We start from the raw sequence: 13,625 nt of genomic DNA, 5'->3' as shown, positions 1-13,625 counted from the left end.
GGTCTTCAAAATTGGCCTTGGCCTAAGTCCGAGCAGACCACTCACACTAAGGCCAACGACACGGCTGAGCATTTTAGGAACCAACCTCTCGGCTATATCTGGGGCTGACAATAAATAGTCATTAATTCCCGTTTATTAACACCGGGCGGGCCTGAGTTGGCTCAGTGGTGTCGTTTATCTTGGTCGGTGATTTTCCGACTTAGATAACCCCCGGCTTGTGGAAGACCGCCCTTGGCTTCCAAACATGGCCACCACGTTCCAGCCGATTCTGGCCCAACCAGAGTGACAATGTAAGCCAACCAGCACCAAGCGTATATGGATACACCTCAACACACCTTTACACAACTGTCACCTTAACTTTACGGCTTCTTGATAGTTAGTCCGTGATTAGAACGTTATGGTATGAGTTATTAAAGCTGATAAACCGAGGTGAACACAATGGCAATTTTAGTCATTAGTATTGCGCTACTAGTTATCATGGCCGCTAGCATCTGGATTGGTGGCAAAGTGCCGACGCGACATGATTCTCACGATCCTAAATAATTTACGGTTTCCTAACCAAGCCTTTACAATAATTTGATAGTTGACGATTCAACCGCGTGCTAACTTTAAGGGGTAACTTACACTTATTCTTAGAAATGAGGTTAGACAGCGATGTTAATTGTCTTATTAGGGTCCTTAATTTTTACCGGCATAGTTGCATGGATTTTCTTTGGTAACCCGCCGAGCGAAGTGACTTCAAATCACCCTGATCATCATTTTACTGATATCGATGGCAGTGACGGAGATTACGGTCGTGACTACGTTGACGATAGTGACGACGAGTAACCATTTAAGAAACGAGGCATTCACCGATGTTACTTTATTTGCTGAAATTCTTATTACTTGGTAGTGTATTTGCTTGGATCTTCTCTAATAATCACTTTCAAACGTCCCCAAATGTCACTCACCAGGATACCGATCATCATCCTGATGATGACACTAACGACAATAATTAAACCCAAAAAAGACTTAACCAATGGCGTGGTTGCCATTGGCTAAGTCTTTTTTGGGCTACATATGCTACAAGATTCAATACTAATAAAGAACGACTTCCTATTAAAAGTACAGGTTACCCCACTTAAAATTAATGTAACTACTGATTTAAAACATCTGGAAAACGGCCTTCCGCAACAAATGCCCTTTTTAATTGATTAACAAATCCATCGGCACTCTCAATATCCGGTTTAATCTTTAACACCTGAGCAATACATTCCTCTTTAGATAATGCTTGTTTTTTGACTTGCTTTTCAGCTACAAAAACCATCAAGTCATGGCTTTCTTTAGCTGACAGCTTAGAATTCAAGAGCACTAAATCAACCGACTCTAAATTAGCTTTTTCGGCTAACTGATTAAGCACATTTATTATTAATTCATCTCGATCGAATATATTAATATCCATGGAATTTCCTTTCTATAATGGTCATCGTATCGCCGCTATCTAGCTAACCTTTATTTTTTCTTGAAATATTTACTGACATGAAAGCTGATTGAGCGGCTATATTAATCGCTAATTTTCCATTCTGATTTCAGACAACAATTCTCAGATTAAGAAAATTCTACACTATCAATACCAGATTTTAACAAAAATCAGTTATTCAATCAATTCACTTTAAATTTTACCATTAGCCTTCAGCCAATTAGTGCAATAATCAGTATTAGCGCACCCAATAAATACAATTGCTTTACATATCGCTAAATTTCGGGTCACTCAAATTAAAGTTTGCTACTCAGTATTAATGAAATCACGACTTTAGATATTGCCCATAGCCATGCCACTAGCAAAAACAAGAAAAGCCGGTATATCAAGGGTTATCCCTATCAATACCGGCTATTCCTGCTTACTATTGCGCCGCCAGAGAGTCGAACTCTGATCGCAAGGACCGAAATCTCGCGTGCTATCCATTACACTAACAGCGCCTACATCAGTATCGTACCACTTTTTAGCGCCGCCGATGCTTGACAACGGTGAAAAAGTGCAAGATTGACGCTAATAAAACGTAAAAAACGACTACAAAGACCCCGTAATACGCCCAAAAGTTGTCTAATGGGAGCAGACGACCAATCCCAGCTTCAATTCCCATCGTCACTAGTGCCATCACGGCAATCATCCCAAATAACTCTAGATATCGTTTCATCGTATTATCATCTCGCTCCTTCTTAGTCGCAGCCCTTTGGCCAGCCCGTTCACATTCGGCTTGCTTCTTAGTTGATAGTGTTGTCATTCCAAACGTCTTCGTGACCACAATTTCACGGACTTTAATTAAGCCGCCCATGGTTAAGAACTTATCCATGGTCTTAAATGCCGCATCGGTCACACCGGTCACAAAGTTCTCAACCCCGCCAGCATAACAATTCGTAATCGTCACATAGTGTTTATTTTTAAACCGATCCGGGACCGCTTCCCCCACCGCATTGTAGCGGGCAATCCGGTTGCGCATACAATCTAAAAAATTTTTCATAATTCCTGATAAACCACCTATATAAGTTGGGGCCGCTAAAATCCATACATCGGCAGCTAATAATTTAGCTTCCAGGCTATCCAATACTGGATTAGGCTGGTTATCATGATCTGCTGTAATCTGATAGTCAGCTAAGTTGATCCAGTCAGTTGTCGCCGTTTCAGCCGCGCCTTTTAAGACTGCCTGCAAAGATTGACCCGTAATCCCGTTTGGTTGTTGGGATCCTAAAATACCTAACACCCGCATTATCTTCACTCCTTCACTATCCTCTATTTTAACGCAAATGAACCAATAAATGGATACCAAACAAACATTAATCATTCAACCCGCTAATTATGAACAATCCAAATAAAAACGATTGACAATTGATTAAAGTGTTGTTTTAATTAATAGTAAGCATAGGTGTTCCTTAACCTAAGCTGTCCGTTCGACAACTTGCGGACATCATGATCTCTCGTGATGATTACCAACGGCACGCCAAGCATCACGGGGATAAATTGTGACCTAGCTTATTAGGCACAAACGTCAAGGATGGCGTAGTTGTCCGCTTAATCTGCTTAGCGCCGTTTCAGCGTACCCGCGGGCTTAACACTGCGCGACCACGCATGGGGGGAACGACTCGACGTCGATTAAATAGAATCTGAAAGGACTAGGTCAGTTATGGCTAACTATCAAAAATCTGAAGCAGCATTAGCAGCGAGCGCCCAACTGATTGGGATCTTCGCTGAAAAAATCCGCCGCCAAATCATTATCGCTCTCGGGAACAGCGGTGATGGCTTGAATGTGACCGATATTACCGCGCTTGTTAACATCTCCCGACCAGCTGTCTCACACCATTTACGCTTAATGCGAGAGGCTGGTGTCATCGAAATGCGCAGTAACGGGGTTGAACATATTTATTATCTCACCTTAACGGCACCCTTAAAACAATTACAAATGACTTTTGATGCTTTGGCTGCTGATTATCAGCCGGTCACGAAGCAATCAGATTAAGGCAATATAACCAAAAACAGTGCTCATCGGCCATCGCCGGTGAACACTGTTTTTTTACTGGAGTTTGTTAATTAAGGTAACTAAATCAGTTGGTAAGGGCGCTTCAAAAGTTAATTGCTGATCATTAAATGGATCATGGAACGTCATGGTCGCGGCATGCAACGCTTGTCGCTGAATCAACGTTTGATCACCACCATACAACGCATCCCCTAAGAGCGGATGGCCCCAATGGGTAAAGTGGACGCGAATCTGATGGGTCCGCCCTGTCACTAAGGTCAATTGCACTTCGGTGACCTCACCATAAGTCGCTTGTACGCGGTAACGGGTAATCGCCATCTGACCATCATCGGTCACTTGCCGGCGCGGCGACTCATCGACCCGGCCAATGGGCGCTTCGATGGTCCCATTAACTGGGCTCAAGGCCCCGCCACTGACCCAGGCGCGATACGTTTTTTGGAACGTCTTCGCAACTGGTTGCCAAGCCATCATCCCTTGGGCGACTCGATGCTTCGCCACTAAGACGAGGCCACTCGTATCACGGTCCAGCCGGGTAATTAAATGCGGCTTTAAGTTTTCGGCTTTCGTCGCCACTAAATGACCTTTAATCCGATTGACTAACGTATCTGTCCGATTAGTTGGTCCTGGCACGCTACTGACACCGGCGGGCTTATTCACAACCAGCCAATTCGCATCTTCGTAGACGACCGCTAGCGGTGCATCACTGACAGCCACTTCTGGGTCGGCCGCTTCCGCAGGTAGTTCGATACCAGCAATATCGCCATCTTCAATCGTAATTGCACCAACTTCAGCTTCGTCGTTCACAATGAACATCCCACTGCCATGCTTAATGGCTTTAATCAGCCGCATGCTAATCCCGTGAGTCGTCAAAAAGTGTTTCATCGACACCGGAGCGCCTTGATGTTGCCAGTTTATCTGCATTAATTTCTCTCCTTAAAAATAGACTAAAACTTAACATACAACGTTGTACAAACATGCTATAGTATTGATAATTGATAACTTTGGGGGAATTTCATATGCATTATTCACGATCACGCTGGCCGCGTCAATTGCGGCTCTTTTTAATCATCCTAGCTTGCGTGGGGACCGTCACACTGACGGGCAAGTTCATCTGGAACCAGCGCCATCAAGTCGCCAAACCAATGGTGACCACGACAAAAGTCACCAAGCCACACGTCAAGCCCAAACCATTAGCGAAGCCGGCACCACTCACGACAATCGTTAAAAATCCAAAACTAGATCATTATTTAACCCAGCTGCATTTTTCCGGAACAGCCTTAATCGTACGCAATCATCAAGTGATATTGCGCAAAGCTTATGGTCTGCGTAACCGTAACCAGCATCTCGCTAATCAGCTCAATACGCCCTACTACATCGGGTCAACGGAAAAAGCACTGATTGCGACGGCGATTTTACAATTACAAACAGCTGGTAAATTAAAGATCAATGCCCCAATCAAAACTTATTTTCCTAAATTTCCCAACGGTCAATCAATCAAGCTGAAAAACCTGCTGACTCATACTTCGGGATTGACCGGCCATCAGGAAGTCAATGCGGCCATCACCCCGGCTGCCCTGCTGCACGATATTGAAAAACAAGGTGTACAAGCACAACCTGGCCGCTGGCACTACTTAGACAGTAATTATACCGTCCTGGCTTACCTCGTCGAAAAGCTCAGTGGCGAAACCTTGGATCACTATTTACAGCAACACATCTTCAAGCCGGCCAAGATGACCACGACCTTAACCTACCAAGCTTTTGCTAAAGCCAAACAACGTTCGACCGGCTATCGCTTAACCAATGGTCAGTATACCACGCCAAGTTTGCCAGACCTATCACAACTTTACGGCGTTGGAAATATCGCGATGACCGTCACTGACATGTATCGCTTCGATCAAGCCTTGATGACCAATCGTCTCATCACTAAAGCCGCCCGCAAACAAATGCTGACGGCCGGGAGCGCTTCTGGTTATGGTATGGGCTTTTACGCCGATCCCGGGGCTTATAATAGTCACGGAATCGTCAGTGGTTGGAATATTTCCAATAGCTTCACCCACACTGGTAAAACCTACATTGTCTTAATGTCGAATATTCAAAATAACATTAGTTCATTTGGCTTGGTTAACAGCCACTTGTACAGTTTACTGAACCAAGCTGATTAGTTGTTGCTTGGCGCTTTTTAACAGGATCGTCAGTTAACTGACAATGTTTGTTCAAGCTTCAGAATCTTCTGTAGTCGTCGGTTCTTGATGGGCATAGGCCCGAATCGTTTCCATAAACGTTTCACCATATTTCTCGAGCTTATTGGCCCCCACGCCCCGCACTTCGAGAAAATCATCATCATTTTCTGGCAGTAGATCACACATCGAGTGCAAGGTTTTATCTGAGAAAATGACAAACGGTGGCACATGCTGTTCTTCCGCCAAATTACGACGCAGCGTCCGTAATTGTTCGAATAACGCCCCATTCACTGGCACGGCCCGCTCAACGGTCCGTGCCGTTTTGCGATAAACTTGGGTGCTACCTTTGAGCACCTCGACGCCGGTTTGCGTGACGGCTAGGGTTGGATATTGACCGCCAACACTTTGCAAATAGCCCGCTGCCGTTAAGAATTCAATCAATTCGCCAACACTTTTTTGCCGCTGACCGGCCATAATCCCGTAAGTCGACAATTCACTTAGATTCGAGTCGCGAATCCGCTGATTATTGGCACCGGTCAAGACTTGCGCGACCACCCCTTTACCAAAGCGGGAATGTAGTCGTACCACACAAGATAAGACTTTTTGGGCATTGGTCGTGATATCTTGGGCTTCCCGGTCATCCGTACAATTACTACAACGACCACAGGGTTTAGACGCTTCACCGAAATATTTTAAAATAAATTGCTGTAAACAGCCCTGGGTATTGGCATATTGGCTCATGACCTGTAGTTTCCGATACGAACGGTGTTTGTGTTCCTCATCCATTTCTGAGTTATCGATAAAGAAATGTTGAATCTGGGCATCCGAGGCCCGATAAATCAAGATGGCTTCGCTCGGCAGCCCATCACGCCCAGCCCGGCCGGCTTCTTGATAATAAGCTTCTAGTGTTCCGGGGACTTGGGCATGAATGACAAACCGCACGTTGCTCTTGTCAATCCCCATCCCAAATGCATTAGTTGCGACCATCACTTGCACCCGGTCGTAAAGGAAATCTTCTTGATTCTTGCGTCGCACATCATCGTCTAAACCAGCATGATACATCGCCGCTTTAACTTGATGATGGTTCAATAAACTAGCAATTCGCGCAACTTCTTTGCGCGTGCTGGCATAAATAATACCGGCTTCCCCGGCGTTAGCTTTTAAATAATCTAAAATATAACGATCAGTATCTTGATCCTTGACCACCGCTAAATTCAAATTATCGCGGGCAAACCCCGTATTAACTTCATGATCCGGTGCAATTGCCAATCGCTGGCAAATATCTTGGGCCACTTGTTCAGTCGCCGTGGCTGTTAACGCTAGGACTTGCGGATGCGTTGGTAACTGTTCAATCGCAGTACTTAAGGCCAAATAACTCGGTCGAAAATCATGGCCCCACTGTGAGATACAATGGGCTTCATCAATCGCCAATAATTTAATCGGCAACTGACCTAAATCTTGCACAAATTGCGACGAGTCTAAACGTTCCGGTGCAATATACAACAATGTATAGTCACCCGCACGCAACTCTTGCATTCGTTGATAAATCTCTTGATACGACATCGAACTATTGATGTAGGTCGCCGCAATCCCGTTATCATTCAAGGCATCGACTTGATCTTTCATCAACGAGATCAATGGGGAAACAACGACCGTTAAGCCGTCAAACAGTAAAGCCGGAATCTGGTAACATAACGACTTACCGCCCCCGGTGGGCATGACTGCGAGCGTATTTTGCCCGGCTAATACTTGTTCAATGACCGCCTTTTGCCCCGGTCGAAATTCATCATAACCAAACGTTGTTTTTAATACTTGTTGCGCCGCCGCTAAGTCCATCGCCGAATTGCTCCTTCGTGTTAATTTCAGTGTTTCCATTCTACCGAGAAATGACGCCAGTTACAACTCGCGCCTCTGGGTTAACTTGCCACTCTGGTTGGGTCAGCATTTGGCTAACTGCCATATTTTAGTTGATACGCTTGGTACTAGTTGAAATTGCCGCCTGCCGGTTGGTTCCTAAAACGCTGGAACGCCATGGGCCATTTTGAAGCCAAAGCCCAGTCTTCAAAACTGACCTTGGCCTAAGTCCGAGTAGACTACTCGCACTAAGGCCAATGACACAGCTGAGCATTTTAGGAACCAACCTCTCGGCTAAATTTGTTGATTGAACATTTTATAAATATCGCCTAACTAACGGCGGGCGGGCCAGAATTGGCTCAGTGGTATCGTTTGACTTAGCCGGTGGTCTTCCCGGGTTAGTCAAAGCCCGGCTTGTGAGACCGCTCTTCGGCTCACAAACGCGGCCACCACGTTCCAGCCGATTATGGGCCAACCAGAGTGGCAATTTAATATCAAAAGATATTCAGTCTTCAACTGAAAACTACGCAATTTTCAGCTAAATTAATTTTTCTAACACATCACAACCTTTAAAAATATGCAGTAAAAAAGTCAACCGCATCGGTATAAACCGGTGATGGTTGACTTTTTGTTGACCCATTAATTTTCTGATTTAGGTTGCGGGGTTTGTTTGGGTCGGCCGCGATGATCGACCAGACCGGCCGCCCCGCTTTGCCGAAACTTGCGTACCCACGTATAGACCTGGGGGTACGACACATTGTACTTATCAGCGGCCTGCTGGTAGTTATTTTCATGTGCCAAGGTGTAATTCACAATTTCCAAACGTTCTTCATATGACGCTCGCCGTCCACGCTGCATGGCAAGATTCCCCTTTCGTTAAGCCATGTTTTATCATACCAACTAATTGGAAATTTTTGTAGCATTTATTCAGGAAATAGTAGATTTTGCTAACGAAAAATTTATTCTCATTGATTAGACTTTTATACTAGCCAAAAAGAACGTTTGTTCGTATAATAGTTTTGAGGTGATTTTAATGCAAAACTTAACTGTTAAATTCGATAATCAAACTAAAATTTTAAAACTCGATCCATTCATGCTATATGTCCGCGTCAAACCACTACACGGCGACGATCAGCCAATCAACTGTCTCATCGTCCGCCACGCGTTAACCCTTTTTTATCAGCTCAAACCTAACGTGCAGCTTGCACTATATGGCCATTATAATCAGCGTCATCAATTCGTCATTAATAAATTCATGGTGGGACAAGCTGTCGCTGCTTAACTTTTTTTATTTAAAAAAATTAAATGCCACCTAGTTTGCGTACTTACTAGTATCTAACCTAAAAAAACGGAGGACCGATTATCATAGTGCCCACAACCAACCCACATCCCACCGTTAGTGAAAGCCCAATGCGTGTATCAACTACAGGATTGCCGGCTAAACTTAACGTGAAATCGCCTTAGCTTTAGAAGTTAGTATTAGCGGGATAACCTATATTTTGAAGCAATCAAATCTTACTATCTCAATTACTGATAATCATGACTTTCTATTGACCAAAACTGAAGTCAATAAAAGCTGAATAAATTTTTGGGGGAATTATTTTGTCTAAGCAGGTTTTTACAGGAAAAGATGGTTAGGAGTACGTTTTAGTTGCAAAGAAGAAGTGGTATCTACAAAAACGGGTTTGGGGCCTATTCATAGCTGGATCAATCATTCTTTACGCAGTAACTAACATCATAACTAAGGGAACTTCAAGCACTGGAAACTTCAATACTACCCGAGTACAGCACACACATACGAAACAACTTTATACGGTTAAGCTTTCAACTATGAAGGCAGCACAAAACATTACTCAAAAGAACAATTGGTTTGTTTCAGGTACTACTCAAGCCCCTGATGGCGCCAAAATACTTGCTATCGAGGAAGACGACAACGATAGCTCAGATCGCAATAATTCATTACGTGATTTTCCACTAGCTGCTGCTTCGAATTTTAAATGGTCAGTTGTTAAGAACGGAAAATTTAGTACTTACGTAAGTTTGACCAAATCATTAGGACTAGGATCTACTCAATTAAAAACTAAAATTCATATTGTTGCATTACCCAATTATGATGAAGACCATTCGTCAAAGGTTCCCGTAGGATTGCAACAAAAGATTCGTAAAACTACCCCTTTTGAATTTTCTGCTAACAATGAACAAGCCCACTTTTTAGAACAAATCAATAACCAGATTAATAAACAAAAAAGTAAAATGCATTCCACACAAAAGCCAACAAAAGTAGCCGAACAGGCAAACCCTATAACACTAAAGCCTGGTAAATATTTGGTCGGTAAAGATGTTAAGCCTGGTCGCTATGTCGTTAAAACTAACAGTTCTAATGGAGAACTAGATATTTTAGATAATGGTAAAGGACGTGTAGGCGCACTGCTCGTCCTCAGCTCAAAAACAAATGCTGATGATGGTCATTTAAGTTCATTTACAACTGATTTAATAAGTAATGCCACAATAGAAGGTAAAAGAATGGGAATGCTTACACTCATTCCCGTGACAAAAAGATCATATAAGACTACTTTAAGCGCTGGTAATTGGCAAGTAGGTAAAGATATACAACCAGGTACTTACACAATTAGTTATATTCGCGGTATTGGTATTGTTTCAACGACTAAAAGTGGTCTCGATACTATGATGGGAAAAGCTACTAAAAGTTTAGAGGAACACGTATCTGTAACGTTAATAAAAGGAGAAACACTAAGTACTGAGTTAGAACAGATCAAACTAAAAAAAGCCTAATTACCGAATAACTATCATTCAAGTAACCAGCTCCTATCGACTAAGATGTATAATAACAGTAATACTTTTAAAGGAGTGTCATACGAACATGGAAAAAAGAATCAAAGGATCATGTACCACGATTTTAGTTGGTAAGAAAGCCTCAATCGACGGCTCAACCATCATTTCACGTAACGATGATGGTCATGAAGCCTTAGACCCAGAACGATTAGTCGTTGTTAATCCGGCTGACCAACCCAAGCATTACCAATCCGTCATTAGTAAAGTCAAGGTGGACTTGCCAGATAACCCGTTACGTTATACGTCAATTCCAAACTCCATCTTAACGAACGGGACTTGGCCCGCCGCTGGGATCAATAGCGAAAATATCGCCATGTCAGCGACTGAAACTATCACCACGAACGCCCGCGTCTTGGGGATGGACCCACTCGTAGCTGGTGGGATTGGTGAAGAAGACCTCGTCACGTTAGTCTTGCCGTATATTCATAGTGCTAAAGAAGGGGTCTTGCGTTTAGGCAGCCTCTTGAAAGAATATGGGACTTACGAACCAAACGGGATTGCCTTTTCTGACAACAACGAAATCTGGTGGTTAGAAACCATTGGTGGGCATCATTGGGCCGCTAAACGGATTCCAGACGATGCTTATGTCGTTGCCCCAAACCGGATGAACATTGATGACTTCGACTTTGATGCCGATGACACCTTAAGCTCTGATGATTTGCAAGGCTTAATCGATCAATACAGCTTGAACCCGGACTTTGATGGTTATAACTTACGCCACATCTTCGGTAGTGCATCAATCAAAGACACGGTCTACAACAACCCTCGCGCTTGGTTCGGTCAGAAATACTTCACGCCTGACGTTGATCAAGATCCAATGGGCCAAGATTTGCCATTTATTTGCCATGCTAACCGCAAGATCTCGATTGAAGACGTTAAATTTGTGTTGAGTTCTCACTTTGAAAACACCAAATATGACGTTTACGGGAACGGCTCGGAAGCTGACAAGACCTTATTCCGGCCAATCGGGATCAACCGGAACCATGATGTGCATATCTTACAAATCCGCAACAACGTGCCAGCTGCTATTGCTGGGATTCACTGGCTCGCATTTGGTGCCAATACGTTTAACACGGTGGTGCCTTTCTATGCTAACGTTAACGACACCCCCGCTAGCTACAAAGATGCTAACGGAACGTTCGACTTGAACAACATGTACTGGTTGAGCTGCACGACCGCCCTACTTGGCGATACCGACTATGACTTATACGTCGACATGCGCAATAGCTTTGAACTGGAAGCGATGGGGGCGTACCGTCAGATTCAAAACGAAACTGACGCCGGCTTAGCTGGTCAGACTGATGTCACCGCCTACTTGGAAGCCGCTAACAGTCAATTAGCGGCTGAATCCATGAAACGCCAAACCAAGTTACTTGGCGATATGGTCATCATGGGCTCTGAACACATGAAGCTTCGGTATAACTTGAACGACTAATTCCAAAAACGATTGCTGGTCTATTTTGACTGGCAACCGTTTTTTAAAATTAATTTTTAATGGCATTTAGCCGACAAACTGCCTTAAACCACTAGCTTTTCATGGCCTATAATGAGAACGACTATCATCGTTCACTATTAATTTTTTAATTTTTAGGTTTACTTTTCAAAAATCAGTGCTAATATAAATGTCACAAGATAAAAAACGTAGGAAAGAGGAGTACGTTCAACCAACCTGCCAGTGAATCGGGACATAGTGGAAACCCGACCAGACCTTGCTTGAGCCGAAAAACACTTTCTTAGTTGCTAACTGAAATAATCATGTTCTTGATTAAAGTAGGATTAGTCGTTTACCGGTACGTTATCATCGGTGGAGTATGTTTGTACTCTGTAAAAGCTGGTTTATTTTAGATAAACAACTTGGGTGGTACCGCGAAAAAAGTCTTTCGTCCCTTGATTATGTCAAGAGACGGAAGACTTTTTTCGTTTTATCTTATAATAACCCAAAGGAGAATGTCTGATGCATTTAATTATTCCAAAGTCATACGATCCAAAATTATCCGTTAAAGAAACTCAACAGGCCATCCGTTATATTCGTGAAACCTTCCAAACTGAATTTGGTAAGGAATTAAACTTATCACGGTTATCAGCCCCCATGTTCGTCACCAAGTCATCTGGTTTGAACGATAACTTAAACGGTGTCGAAACGCCGGTATCCTTTACGATGCAAGACTTACCTGGCGAAACTGTCGAAATCGTGCATTCATTAGCCAAGTGGAAGCGGGTCGCCTTAAAGCGTTATGGCTTTGACATGCACACTGGCCTCTACACTAACATGAACGCCATCCGTAAAGACGAAGACTTAGACAACTTCCACTCGGCTTACGTCGACCAATGGGATTGGGAAAAAGTCATCGCCAAAGACGAACGGACAATTGATACCTTACAAGCGACCGTTAAGACGATCTTCAAAGTGATCAAGCATATGGAACATGAAGTTTGGTACAAGTTCCCTAAAGCGGTGCATCACTTACCTGATGAAATCCACTTCATTACCACTCAAGAATTGGAAGATCTTTATCCAGACAAGACCCCTAAAGAACGTGAAAACGCCATTTGTAAAAAGTACGGTGCCGTCTTCTTAATGCAAATCGGCGGTGAACTCCACAGTGGCAAACGTCACGACGGCCGCGCCCCTGACTACGATGACTGGCAATTAAACGGTGATATCTTATTCTGGTACGAACCACTAGACCGGGCCCTTGAAATCTCCAGCATGGGGATTCGGGTCGACGCAGACTCATTAAGCAAGCAATTGAAAATTGCCGGCGCCGAAGATCGCCTGAAGTATGATTATCACCAAGCTATCTTACACGACCAACTCCCATTCACTATTGGTGGCGGGATCGGCCAATCGCGACTTTGCATGTTATTACTTGGCAAAGCACATGTTGGTGAAGTTCAAGCTGCCCTTTGGCCACAAGCAATGATCGACAAGTGTGAAGCTAACGGGATTCATCTACTTTAATTAGTAAGTCCTTGCCACTTCGGTTGGTCTGGATTGATGCTGGAACGTGGTGGCCGCGTTTTCGAGCCAAACAGTGGTCTCGAAAGCCGGGCTTTGACTAACCCGAGTAACCCACTCGGTTAAGTCAAATTTCACCACTGAGCATCATCCAGCCCGCCCTGCGTTAGTTAACAATTAAATAATATAACTAAAGGTTGAAAGTTAATAATGTACAGTAAAGCCCCGGCTTGCCGGGACTTTACTGTATAAAAATAGACATGAATC

13 protein-coding genes and 1 tRNA gene are annotated in these 13,625 nt (G+C 43.7%); 8 read left to right on the top strand and 6 right to left on the bottom strand.

Annotated features, from left to right (window positions below; translation table 11 throughout):
- The first annotated feature begins 654 nt into the window (after nt 1-654).
- Nucleotides 655-828, top strand: coding sequence for a hypothetical protein (locus FFM80_RS14505; protein WP_171001070.1), 174 nt, complete (start codon nt 655-657; stop codon nt 826-828).
- A 26-nt stretch (nt 829-854) separates the two neighbouring features.
- Nucleotides 855-998 carry a hypothetical protein gene (locus FFM80_RS14500; protein ID WP_171001069.1) on the top strand — a complete coding sequence of 48 codons (144 nt, stop codon included), beginning with the start codon at nt 855-857 and terminating at the stop codon, nt 996-998.
- Nucleotides 999-1,135: 137 nt separating this feature from the next.
- Here FFM80_RS14500 and FFM80_RS08725 read toward each other — a convergent pair whose 3' ends face one another.
- The 3 genes from FFM80_RS08725 to FFM80_RS08715 form a co-directional block, all read right to left on the bottom strand.
- The gene (locus FFM80_RS08725; protein WP_137640436.1) at nt 1,136-1,441 is read right to left on the bottom strand and encodes a protein-tyrosine phosphatase family protein; all 306 of its coding nucleotides are present in this window, start codon (nt 1,439-1,441) and stop codon (nt 1,136-1,138) included.
- A 446-nt stretch (nt 1,442-1,887) separates the two neighbouring features.
- Nucleotides 1,888-1,959: transfer RNA gene (locus FFM80_RS08720), tRNA-Arg, on the bottom strand.
- Between the two features lie 23 nt (nt 1,960-1,982).
- Complete coding sequence (locus tag FFM80_RS08715; protein ID WP_137640435.1) at nt 1,983-2,747, bottom strand: flavodoxin family protein; 765 nt, start codon at nt 2,745-2,747, stop codon at nt 1,983-1,985.
- 414 nt (nt 2,748-3,161) lie between these two features.
- Between FFM80_RS08715 and FFM80_RS08710 the strand changes: the two genes are divergently transcribed.
- Nucleotides 3,162-3,494: an ArsR/SmtB family transcription factor gene (locus tag FFM80_RS08710; RefSeq protein ID WP_137640434.1), complete on the top strand. Its 333-nt coding sequence runs from the start codon at nt 3,162-3,164 to the stop codon at nt 3,492-3,494.
- 54 nt (nt 3,495-3,548) lie between these two features.
- Here the strand turns inward: FFM80_RS08710 and FFM80_RS08705 are convergent, their stop codons facing one another.
- Entirely contained in the window at nt 3,549-4,433 is an 885-nt protein-coding gene (locus FFM80_RS08705; RefSeq protein WP_137640433.1) for an RluA family pseudouridine synthase, read from the bottom strand.
- A 95-nt stretch (nt 4,434-4,528) separates the two neighbouring features.
- Between FFM80_RS08705 and FFM80_RS08700 the strand changes: the two genes are divergently transcribed.
- Nucleotides 4,529-5,674 (top strand): serine hydrolase domain-containing protein, encoded by a 1,146-nt coding sequence (locus FFM80_RS08700; protein ID WP_137640432.1) that lies wholly within the window; start codon nt 4,529-4,531, stop codon nt 5,672-5,674.
- 51 nt (nt 5,675-5,725) lie between these two features.
- Here the strand turns inward: FFM80_RS08700 and recQ are convergent, their stop codons facing one another.
- Nucleotides 5,726-7,528, bottom strand: a complete 1,803-nt coding sequence (recQ, locus tag FFM80_RS08695) for a DNA helicase RecQ (protein ID WP_137640431.1) — start codon at nt 7,526-7,528, stop codon at nt 5,726-5,728.
- Between the two features lie 657 nt (nt 7,529-8,185).
- Nucleotides 8,186-8,404: a helix-turn-helix domain-containing protein gene (locus FFM80_RS08690; RefSeq protein WP_137636277.1), complete on the bottom strand. Its 219-nt coding sequence runs from the start codon at nt 8,402-8,404 to the stop codon at nt 8,186-8,188.
- 175 nt (nt 8,405-8,579) lie between these two features.
- Between FFM80_RS08690 and FFM80_RS08685 the strand changes: the two genes are divergently transcribed.
- From FFM80_RS08685 to asnA, 4 genes are all read left to right on the top strand, one after another.
- The gene (locus FFM80_RS08685; RefSeq protein WP_223877323.1) at nt 8,580-8,828 is read left to right on the top strand and encodes a hypothetical protein; all 249 of its coding nucleotides are present in this window, start codon (nt 8,580-8,582) and stop codon (nt 8,826-8,828) included.
- A gap of 548 nt (nt 8,829-9,376) precedes the next feature.
- The gene (locus FFM80_RS08680; RefSeq protein ID WP_137640430.1) at nt 9,377-10,339 is read left to right on the top strand and encodes a hypothetical protein; all 963 of its coding nucleotides are present in this window, start codon (nt 9,377-9,379) and stop codon (nt 10,337-10,339) included.
- A gap of 88 nt (nt 10,340-10,427) precedes the next feature.
- Nucleotides 10,428-11,834, top strand: coding sequence for a C69 family dipeptidase (locus FFM80_RS08675; RefSeq protein WP_137640429.1), 1,407 nt, complete (start codon nt 10,428-10,430; stop codon nt 11,832-11,834).
- A 519-nt stretch (nt 11,835-12,353) separates the two neighbouring features.
- Entirely contained in the window at nt 12,354-13,361 is a 1,008-nt protein-coding gene (gene asnA / locus FFM80_RS08670; RefSeq protein ID WP_137640428.1) for an aspartate--ammonia ligase, read from the top strand.
- Nucleotides 13,362-13,625: the final 264 nt, after the last annotated feature.

Source organism: Lactiplantibacillus dongliensis, assembly GCF_005405105.1.
GTDB lineage: Bacteria > Bacillota > Bacilli > Lactobacillales > Lactobacillaceae > Lactiplantibacillus > Lactiplantibacillus dongliensis.
Note: the sequence above shows the minus strand (reverse complement) of the source record. Positions and strands in the feature narration are given on the sequence as shown.